The organism is Terriglobia bacterium (assembly GCA_036496425.1).
Taxonomy (GTDB): domain Bacteria; phylum Acidobacteriota; class Terriglobia; order 20CM-2-55-15; family 20CM-2-55-15; genus 20CM-2-55-15.
The window spans coordinates 1-9040 of the sequence record DASXLG010000119.1 but is presented as its reverse complement, the minus strand read 5'-3'; the positions used below and the strand labels follow the sequence as shown (position 1 = coordinate 9040).

Annotated in this window: 9 protein-coding genes; 2 read left to right on the top strand and 7 right to left on the bottom strand. The window is 56.2% G+C overall.

Translation table 11 applies throughout. The annotated features are described in order from the left end of the window. From VGK48_08315 to VGK48_08285, 7 genes are all read right to left on the bottom strand, one after another. A partial coding sequence (locus VGK48_08315) for a CusA/CzcA family heavy metal efflux RND transporter (GenBank protein HEY2381174.1) occupies positions 1-2798 on the bottom strand: 2798 nt, incomplete at its 3' end. Between the two features lie 12 nt (positions 2799-2810). Further along, entirely contained in the window at positions 2811-4019 is a 1209-nt protein-coding gene (locus VGK48_08310) for an efflux RND transporter periplasmic adaptor subunit (protein ID HEY2381173.1), read from the bottom strand. Positions 4020-4095: 76 nt separating this feature from the next. Next, complete coding sequence (locus VGK48_08305; GenBank protein ID HEY2381172.1) at positions 4096-4386, bottom strand: hypothetical protein; 291 nt, start codon at positions 4384-4386, stop codon at positions 4096-4098. A 68-nt stretch (positions 4387-4454) separates the two neighbouring features. Further along, positions 4455-4958: a hypothetical protein gene (locus VGK48_08300; protein ID HEY2381171.1), complete on the bottom strand. Its 504-nt coding sequence runs from the start codon at positions 4956-4958 to the stop codon at positions 4455-4457. A gap of 62 nt (positions 4959-5020) precedes the next feature. Next, complete coding sequence (locus VGK48_08295; GenBank protein HEY2381170.1) at positions 5021-5188, bottom strand: YHS domain-containing protein; 168 nt, start codon at positions 5186-5188, stop codon at positions 5021-5023. 269 nt (positions 5189-5457) lie between these two features. Then, on the bottom strand, positions 5458-6501 hold the full coding sequence (locus VGK48_08290; protein ID HEY2381169.1) for a thioredoxin domain-containing protein: 1044 nt from the start codon (positions 6499-6501) through the stop codon (positions 5458-5460). Positions 6502-6543: 42 nt separating this feature from the next. After that, on the bottom strand, positions 6544-7896 hold the full coding sequence (locus tag VGK48_08285) for an aspartate aminotransferase family protein (GenBank protein HEY2381168.1): 1353 nt from the start codon (positions 7894-7896) through the stop codon (positions 6544-6546). A 60-nt stretch (positions 7897-7956) separates the two neighbouring features. Here VGK48_08285 and sixA point away from each other — a divergent pair, with 60 nt between their 5' ends. After that, positions 7957-8442 (top strand): phosphohistidine phosphatase SixA, encoded by a 486-nt coding sequence (gene sixA / locus VGK48_08280; protein HEY2381167.1) that lies wholly within the window; start codon positions 7957-7959, stop codon positions 8440-8442. Positions 8443-8499: 57 nt separating this feature from the next. Beyond that, on the top strand, positions 8500-8949 hold the full coding sequence (locus VGK48_08275; GenBank protein HEY2381166.1) for an NUDIX domain-containing protein: 450 nt from the start codon (positions 8500-8502) through the stop codon (positions 8947-8949). The last annotated feature ends 91 nt before the right edge of the window (positions 8950-9040 follow it).

The window sequence follows — 9040 nt, the reverse complement described above, 5'->3', positions numbered from 1 at the left end:
ACGCTGGTCTGCACCGCCACTCCCATCAACGCCACAAAGCCCAGCATCGACGACACACTGAAGTTCGTATGCGTCAGCCAGAGCGCGAACAGGCCGCCGACGGGCTCCGTGATCAGGACGCTGAAAAAAATGATGATTGGGAACTTGAGATTCCCGTAAAGGGCAAAGAGGATCAGCAGGATCAGCAGAACGGTCAGCGGCAGGATGACTTTCATCTGTTCCTGGGAGGCAAGATAGTCTTTGTATTCCCCGCCCCAATCGTAGGTGTAGCCGATCGGTAGTTTGACCGCATCTTCGACCTTCTTCTTCGCTTCACCGACGGCGCCGGCCAGATCGCGGCCTTCGACGCTGAACTGGATCCCGATGTAGCGCGAATTCGCCTCCCGGTAAATGAAGGAAGCGCCGTTTTCGATGTTCACGTCCGCAAACTGGTTGAGCGGCAGGTACTGGCCATCCGGCGTCGGGATCAGCAGGTTTTTGATGGCGTTCTCGTCGCTCCTGAATTTCTCCTGCAAGCGGACCACAAGGTCGAACTCACGCTCGCCCTGAATCACCTGAGTCGCCGCCTGGCCGCCCATCGCCGTTTCGACCAGCGTGTTGATGTCGCTGACGTTCAAGCCGTAGCGCGCGATCTTTTCCCGGTCCGGTGTGATGGTCAGGCTGGGCTGGCCAAGTTCACGGACCACCGTGATTTCGGTGATGCCGGGAACTTTCGACAGGATGTTCTTCACCTGCTGTGCCCGGTCCTCCAGCGTCGTCAGATCGGCGCCGAAAATCTTGACCGCAAGAGCGCTCTTCAAACCGGTCTCCGCTTCGTCCACCGCGTCTTCCGCCGGCTGTGTGTAGTTGAAAATAATTCCCGGAAACGCCTCGAGTTTCTTCTGTATCTGTTCGATCAGCTGCGGTTTTGCATGGATGTCTCCATTCCATGCGGAGTCGCGGTATGGTTTCAGGCCGACATAGAATTCGTTGTTGAAAAAACCGGTCGGGTCCGTTCCATCGTCGGGGCGGCCGAGTTCATTGGCAACCGTCGTGACTTGCGGAAAGCTCAATAGAATATCGCGTATCTGCGGCGACAGCTTCGAGGCTTCCTCGAACGATATAGTGTACGGCGTTGTCGCACGAACCCACAAAGCACCTTCATCCAGGTGCGGCATGAACTCCGAGCCGATCGAGGGGATCAACAGAAGCGAAGCCCCGAACACTGCCAGGACAAGCAGCACGGTCAGCAAGCGGAATCGCAGACACCAGCCGAGCAGAAAACCGTAGGTTCTGGTGATCCACTCATAGATGAAAAGCCGGGGCTCGTGAACGTGTCTGGTCAGGAAATAAGAGCAAAGCACGGGCAACAGCGTCAGCGAACAAAGCAGCGATCCCAAAAGCGCAAAGGACATCGTATCCGCCATCGGCTGAAACAGCCGGCCCGACGGACCGGAAAGCACGTAAATTGGAATGTACCCGGCGATGATTACCGAAACCGCGTAGAAGATCGGCCGCTCCACGTCGCGAGCCGCCACCCGGATGACATCGACAATCCGGTACTCCTGGTCTGTCCGCGCCGCCAGTTCACGGAAAATGTTTTCGACCATAACGACGGCGCCGTCGACAATGATTCCGAAATCAATCGCGCCTATGGAAAGCAGGTTCGCCGGAATATGCCTCCAGTCGAGACAAATGAAGGCGAACATCAAAGAGAATGGAATCGTGCACGCGACAATCAGGGCGGTTCTCACATTGAGGAGAAAGAGACCCAGAATCACGAGAACGAGAATCATGCCGCGCAGCAGATTCCGCTCTACGGTGTCCGTGGTTTCAGCGATCAAAGCCTGGCGGTCATAGTACGGAACGATTTTGACGTCGGGCGGCAGCACATGCTCGTTGAGGTTCTTCGTCATTTCCTCAACTTTTTTCAGGATCACCTGAGCCTGCTCCCCGACGCGCATCAGGATGACGCCTTCGACGGCTTCCGGTTGCTTCATGTATCCGAACTGGCCCAGCCTCGGGGCGTACCCGATCGCGACCTGGGCGGTGTCCTTCACATAAACCGGGATGCCGTTCTTGGCTGAGAGAACGATATTTCCGATATCCTGGGTGTCCTTCACGAGGCCAAGCCCGCGAATGTAATAAAACTGCCCGCCCTGCGAATAAAACCCGCCGCCGGCATTGGCGTTATTGTTTGAGAGCTGGGTGGAGACTCCGGGGACGGTCAGGCCGTAGGCGAACAATTTGTTCGGGTCGAGCAGAACCTGGTACTGCATGGTCGTTCCGCCGAACCCTGAATCGTCGGCGACGCCCTGGATCGATCGAAACTTCCGTTCGAGCACCCAGTCCTCGATAATTTTCAATTCCTGCGGCGTCTTATCCGGGCTCTGCAGGACATAGCGATAGATCAGGCCGCTCGGACTGAACAGCGCCTCAATGCCCGGCATGACACCCTGCGGCACCTGCGCGTCGGAGATCCGTTCAAATGCCTGTTCCCGGACAAAATAGGGATCGGCGCCGTATTCGAAGTTCATCTGTACCGACGAAAGGCCATAGAGGGAAATCGAACGAAGCGTGTCGAGCTTCGGGATGCCGTTCATCTCGACTTCGATCGGAATGGTGACGAGACGTTCGACTTCTTCGGCCGCATGGCCAGGCCACTGAGACACGATTTCGACGTGCGGCGGCGAAAGGTCCGGATACGCGTCGATCGGAAGCTTCTGGAAAGCGAAGCCTCCCCAGATGACGAGTCCAACGGCAGCGATGACGACCAGAAATCGCTGAGAGAGAGCAGCAGAGACGATGCGCGCAATCATTCCAGAGGGTTCCTACTGATACGAGTTCGCAAATTGAAGGAAAAGACTGCCGTCGGCGACGACCTTCTCCCCCTCCCGCAGACCGTTCAGAATTTCGGTCTCGCCATTCTGGGAAGCGCCGATCTGAACCGATCGCTGAGCGAATTTGCCGGGCTCGGCCTGAACATAGACCAGCGGTTCATTCTGAGCATCGCGCAGAATCGCTGCGATCGGCACGACGACAATGTTGTTCCGGGTGCTGGTGTGGACCACCGCATTGACGAACATGTCCTTCTTAAGAAACCCCTGGGGGTTCTCCGTCGCAATACGGACCGGAGTTGTGCGCGTATCGGGGTCGAGAAATGCGCCGATATAAGAGATCTTTCCACGGAAGGTGCGATTTAAAGCGGCATTGCTTTCTTCGACTTCGTCGCCAAGCTGAATGGACGGCAGGTCGCGGTCGAAGATGTGTCCCTGAACCCACACGACGGAGACATCGCTCAGCATGAAGCACGCGGTGGTGCCGGCCTGAATAAACTGTCCCGGCAAAACCAGCTTTTGAATAATCGTTCCACTGATGGGCGCACGGACGGCAAGTTCCGGAGTGATGGGTTTGCCCTGCTGCTGGGCATTGTCGATCTCCTGCTCGGTGATGCCGAAAATCTTCAAGGCCTGCAGGCTGTTCAGTACGTCTGTTGTAGCGTCGTTGTAGTCGGCGACGTTGCTTTCATAGTCCTTCACGGCCACGGCGCCACGATCCAGCAATTCTTTCTGACGATCCATGATCCGCTTCGTCAGACCCTCGCGATTTTTCGCCTTTCGATAGGCGGAAATCGCATTCGCCACATCGGGACTCGACACATACAGCAGGGGGTCGCCCGCTTTTACGGGCGTTCCGAGGTCGACAATGATCCGGGCGATGGGGCCATTGACCTGAGTGATCGCTTGAGTGGTATGGTCGGCGTCCCAATCGACGGTTCCGGTGGTTTGAACACTGACGGACCACGTCGCTTTTTTCGCGTCGACAATGTTCAGGTGAGCGAGTTGATTACTCGAAACGCTCAGCAGTCTCGGTTGGTCCGTGGGCTTCTCCGCTGTATACGCCTGGCCTCCGGATTCCGGTGGGGTCTGCAGCGGCCGGCCTTCCAGATGCCTGAAACCGGTGTAAACGGTGAACCCTACGGCGGCGACAGCCAACGTAAAGGCCAATAAACGCGCACGATGCAGCGATTGGACTGGCATAGCCAATTCGCTCCTTCCAATGAAAATGATTGACGGCGGCTCCCGCACAAGGGAACCGGAAGACAACAGTGCCTTGTCAGGATTCGATTGGAGGAGCTCGTGAAACGCCGGGAGTGCGGTGCTTCGTACAGTCCGCCTGCCGCTCCGGCGGAACGATCAGCCGTTCGACTGGAAAGATGGGGGCTTCCGCGACTGAAATAGAGGTCTGCAAAAAAGGCAGTACGCCCAGATGACAGACGGCGCAGTAGTCATTCGGTCCGTGCGCCTGCGGACATAACTCGGCCACCGCCGCAAATTGCGTCCAGAGGATGACGCAGACGAGGGCAAGAAACCATACCATCCACGGTTTGGTTTGAAACCGGGCCATTGCGGCAAGGATACTCCAAAACGGAACATGCCACAAATGGGTGGTCTTATCTCATCAATGAATGGCTCTTAAGCCGCCAGATCCTGTTCCCCATAAATTTCGTCGGCGCCGGACGATTTGAACACCCGGAGCGCCCGATCGAGCCTGGCGGGGTCATCCGAATGGACCGCAATCAGGATCGCGCCAGCGTGGATCTTCTGCTCCAGCCGCGGCGTGTGTTCCTCCGGAATTCCGACATGGGTCAGTGCCCCGCTCCCCCCTGCCAGCCCTCCGACAACGCCACCGACAGCAGCGCCCCCGAGTGCGGCCAGGAAGGGCCCGGCAACGAGCAATGCTCCAACTGCCGGAACCGATAAGGCCGTCAATCCGAAGATTGCGCCCAGTACGCCCCCGGCAATTCCGCCTTTTCGCGCACCGCGAATGGCGTCTTCTTTGACCGAGATATTCTTGGTTTTCTTATCCTTCAGAAGGATCGACACTTCCGACGCAGAAAAGCCGAGGTTCCGCAGGTGGGTCAGTATTTCATTGGCTTGCGGTTCGTTTGATGCGAGGCAATACACTGCATTTTCCATAAACCCTCTTCTTAGCTGGATTACCCAAAATAGTCGCGGGCTTTGGCCCGCGACTATTTTTTCTAGGTACCCGTCATCTCCTCTTCGCCGCCAATGTAGTCTTCCGGCGCGGCTTCAAACTCGTCTTTGCAGTCCTCACTGCAGAAGTAGTACGTCGTCCCCTGATGGATTGCGCGTTCTTTGGCGGAGCGGTCGTCGACTTCCATGCCACACACTGGGTCGATAGCCATAATGAACTCCTTAGAACTTTTGGATTGGTACTGCCTTGAGGTGCAATCGAGAGGCCGTAATTCGGGGAAGGTTGCCCAAATCATCGGTTGATTTAAAATGGTTTAGTGAACCGTACTCAGAACACCACCGGGAAGCGGGGAGAAATTTCTACCTTGGTTTGGAGATTCGAAATTCGAAATTCGAAATTGGAAATTGGAAATTGGAAATTGGAAATTTTCGGTACCGCAGATTTCCAGTTTCCAACCTCCAATTTCGAATAAAACCAAACCTACTTGGCTGCCTGCTTGCGCTGGATCTCGTCGTCGATGACGTCTTTGATGTCCGCGTACGGCTGATTTCCGGAAAGCAGGCGTCCATTAATGAACATCGCCGGCGTGCCGGTCACACCTGCCTTGGCGCCTTCCTGAATATCCGCCTGGATGGCTGCGGCTTCGCGTCCGGAATCGATACATTCATTGAATGCTTTCGTGTCCAGCTTCATATCGACGGCGCGCTGTTTGAGGTCGGCAACGCTCAACTCGCGTTGGTTGCCGAACATGGAATCGTGAAACTCCCAGAATTTGTGCTGTTCGTTGGCGCACAGTGAAGCTTCGGCCGCCTTCATCGCATGAGGATGAAGATTGGTCAAAGGAAACTGGCGGTAAACGATCCGGACATTCTGCGGATAGGCTTTCTCGATTTGTTTCAGAGTGGGATAGAGGCCGCCGCAATAGGGGCATTCAAAATCCGAAAATTCGACGATCGTTACCGGGGCGTTGTCCGGCCCTTTCGAGGGGAAACCGTCGGTAGCAATTGATGTCCGCAGCGGCTCGAGATACGACTTGAAGCCGAAGTCTTTCTTCAGGCGCGCGATCAGCATGTCGCGATAGTGAGTGCGGCTGCGATCGATCAGGTACTCCTTTACCTGAGGCAGCGCCTGTTCCTTCGGAATCGGAATGCGCTCTTTGTTGGCTTCATAGAACGCCTCGACGTCTTCCGCGGTTGGCGTGTCGACATTGCTTTCGATTTCCGCCTGAAGAAGTTGATCCTTGGTTTTGCTCTCCTTGGCAGCCTCTGCGTCGATCAGCTTTTCGGAAACCAGATCGTCCAGCGCTTTCTGTAAAATCTCCTGCCTGTCCTGCGCGAGTCCCGAATCGTTCTGCAGCTTCTTGATATCGAGTGACTTCAACTCGGAGGCGGCGGCCTTCTCGAGGTCTGCCTCAGTAATCGTCTGCCCGTTCACTATGGCTACCCGGCTGGTATTCGATTGGGCGGCCGCGATCCCGGCAAACGTCATCATTGCGAGGGCAATGAATCCACGATGTAATCTCACGCTAGCTCCTTATGGACAAATCTGGGCCTATTTTAACCTCTTCTACGCTTTTACAACGACGGGAATGGACTCCCCGATGATGTTGACGCAGCGGTCGAGATCCGCATCGGAAATGACAAACGCGGGCGCCAGCATGTAGATGTCGTCTTTGATGCGGCTGACCAGTCCCCGTTTGCAGCACTCCTGATACAGGCGCGCACCGACCTTGCGATCGGCGGCAAAGGGCTTCTTCGTGGCCTTGTCCTCGACCAGTTCAACGCCGCACATCAGACCCATGCCGCGGACGTCACCGACATTTTCATGCGAAGACAGCTGCTTCAGGCCGGCCAGTAGTTTCTTCCCTTTCCGGCCCGCCTCTTCGAGCAGGCCCTCACGCTCCAGAATCTGGAGAGTGGCAAGGGCGACGGCGCAACAGGTCGGATGGGCAGAATACGTAAAGGCGTGCATCCACCGGCGCGTCGGCGGAGCATCCGCCATTACCTTGAAGACGCGGTCGGAAATTCCGATACCGCCCAACGGCAAGTAGCCCGAGGTAATTCCCTTGGCAAAGGTAATGATGTCCGGCTCGACCTTCCAGTGTTCCAGCCCGAACCAGCGGCCCAAACGGCCAAAACCGGTGATGACCTCGTCGGCCATAAAAAGGACATCGTATTTGTCGCAGATTTCCCGGATACGCGGGAAATAGTCGTCCTGCGGGACCATCAGCCCGCCGGCACCCTGCACCGGTTCAGCCAGAAAAGCGGCGACCGTGTCCGCGCCTTCGCGCAGGATCGCCTTCTCCAGTTCATCGGCAGCGGCGCGCCCCTGGCTGACGTTCGGATTGCTGGAAACGTACCGGTATGGGTACGGCGAGGGGATGTGGATGAAGCCGGGGATCTGCGAGCTGAACATCGGCCAGAAGCTGGGGATACCCGTCGCATTCATCGACCCGATCGTAACGCCGTGGTAGCCGTGTTCCCGGCTGATGATTTTGGATTTGTCCGGCTTGCCCTGGCTGTTCCAGAAGAAGCGCGCTGTTTTGATGGCACTGTCGTTGGCCTCGCCGCCACCGGATGAAAAGAAGAAATGATTGATGGATGGATAACAGAGCTCCGCCAGCCGTTCCGACAATTGCACGGCGGGAATGTTGGTATGCCCGATATAGGAAGTCGTAAAAGCCAGCTGCTCCATTTGCTTGAGGGCGGTCTGAGCAAGCTCTTTCCGGCCGTGCCCGAGCGTGACATTCCAAAGACATGCCAGACCGTCGATGTATTCCTTCCCGTCGGCGCTGCGCAATTTAGCGCCCTCTCCGGAGACCCAGACAAACGGCTGCTTATGATCGTTAGGATGAAATTGGGGATGAACGAAGTGTTCCTGATCGGTCTTTATGATTTTTTCCAGGTCAATGGCCATCATTTATTACGCCCTGCGATTTAAACGATCTCCAAAACCGTCCATAATATCAGAGGAGGGTCTATGCGCGTGTATCTGGTTCAACACGGAAAAGCAAAATCAGCCGAAGACGATCCCAATCGTGGTTTGAGCGACGAAGGCCGCAACGAAGTCATGCAGGTCGTGGAATTTCTGTCGGCCCTCCGGATCACGGTTTCATTGATACAACACAGCGGAAAGGCTCGGGCCGAAGAAACCGCGCATCTTTTCGCCGAAGGCATACGATGCACTTCCGGCCCCATCCACGTCCAGGGCCTGGAACCAAACGACGATCCTTCCCTGATGGCCAACTTCCTGAAAGTCTATACGGACGACGTTTTGATCGTCGGCCATCTTCCTCACCTCGAACGTCTCATATCACTGCTCCTGACGGGCGCCCCCGATCTCCGGCCAATCGCCTTAAGAAACGGCGGCGTTGTGTGTCTTCAGAAGGATACCGGGGGCATCTGGAGTATTCTCTGGGCGATTGTGCCCGAATTGCTCCGGACGCCAACGCTCCTGGCTGCCTGACTTTGGGCTTTTTGTGCCTTTTGTGTTCCGTTCCCGTTCCGTTAATATCTTCAGCGAATGGCCAGACGAGAGATATCCGCCGGATGCGTCGTGTACAGAATCACTGCCGGCACGACCGAAGTTGCTCTGATTCAGCCGCACGACCGCAAGGCGTGGGCGCTGCCGAAGGGACTGATCGAACCCGGCGAAGCTGCTGAAGCGGCCGCGCAACGGGAAGCCCGTGAAGAGACAGGACTCTCGGGAACGATCATCACGAAGCTCGACACGATCAAGTACTCCTACATGGCGAAATGGGAAAAACCCCCGATCCGCGTCTTCAAGATCGTGACGTTCTATCTTCTCCAATTCACCGGCGGCGACCCGTCGCTGCACGATGCCGAGGTGGACCGCGTGGAGTGGTTTCCAATCGAAAAGGCCATAGCGAACGCCAGCTACCCGCAGGAAAAAAGCATTCTTCGCAAGGCCAGGGAGTTGGTTTCGACGGGAATAGCCACAAAAGGCACATAACAGAACACAAATATGTGTAACAAGGTCGTAACTTTTAGTTTTTTGGACAAGGTTTTTAGCCGCAGATGACGCGGATGACGCAGATGGGGCG